General features: G+C 50.1%; 5 tRNA genes. All 5 read left to right on the top strand.

From position 1 onward, the window contains the following. Nucleotides 1-53: 53 nt before the first annotated feature. The 5 genes from QM870_RS10230 (at nucleotide 54) to QM870_RS10210 (ending at nucleotide 494) form a co-directional block, all read left to right on the top strand. Nucleotides 54-126 (top strand) — tRNA-Val (locus QM870_RS10230). A gap of 5 nt (nucleotides 127-131) precedes the next feature. Further along, nucleotides 132-202, top strand: a tRNA-Gly gene (locus tag QM870_RS10225). Nucleotides 203-241: 39 nt separating this feature from the next. Next, nucleotides 242-315: transfer RNA gene (locus QM870_RS10220), tRNA-Ile, on the top strand. Nucleotides 316-325: 10 nt separating this feature from the next. Further along, nucleotides 326-397 (top strand) — tRNA-Glu (locus tag QM870_RS10215). A 7-nt stretch (nucleotides 398-404) separates the two neighbouring features. Then, nucleotides 405-494: transfer RNA gene (locus QM870_RS10210), tRNA-Ser, on the top strand. Nucleotides 495-529: the final 35 nt, after the last annotated feature.

Raw genomic sequence — 529 nt, 5'->3', positions numbered from 1 at the left:
GATAAGGTAGTCGCTTAGCAAGAGATTGAGCCTAGTAGATACTAGGCTCATTTGGGAGTTTAGCTCAGCTGGGAGAGCATCTGCCTTACAAGCAGAGGGTCAGCGGTTCGATCCCGTTAACTCCCATTTAAGCGGGTGTAGTTTAGTGGTAAAACTACAGCCTTCCAAGCTGTTGTCGCGAGTTCGATTCTCGTCACCCGCTTTGAACTTTTGTTCATTTTTACCAAGTTTTTTTAAACTTGGGCGCGTAGCTCAGGTGGTTAGAGCGCACGCCTGATAAGCGTGAGGTCGGTGGTTCGAGTCCACTCGTGCCCATTAATAGTATGGTCCGTTGGTCAAGGGGTTAAGACACCGCCTTTTCACGGCGGTAACACGGGTTCGAATCCCGTACGGACTATATATTTGGAGGATTACCCAAGTCCGGCTGAAGGGAACGGTCTTGAAAACCGTCAGGCGTGTAAAAGCGTGCGTGGGTTCGAATCCCACATCCTCCTTAATATTAACGCGGGATGGAGCAGCTCGGTAGCTC

Source organism: Streptococcus parasanguinis, assembly GCF_047463195.1.
GTDB classification, from domain to species: Bacteria; Bacillota; Bacilli; order Lactobacillales; family Streptococcaceae; genus Streptococcus; species Streptococcus parasanguinis_R.
The sequence above is the reverse complement of the archived record's forward strand: the minus strand, read 5'-3'. Positions and strand labels throughout refer to the sequence as shown.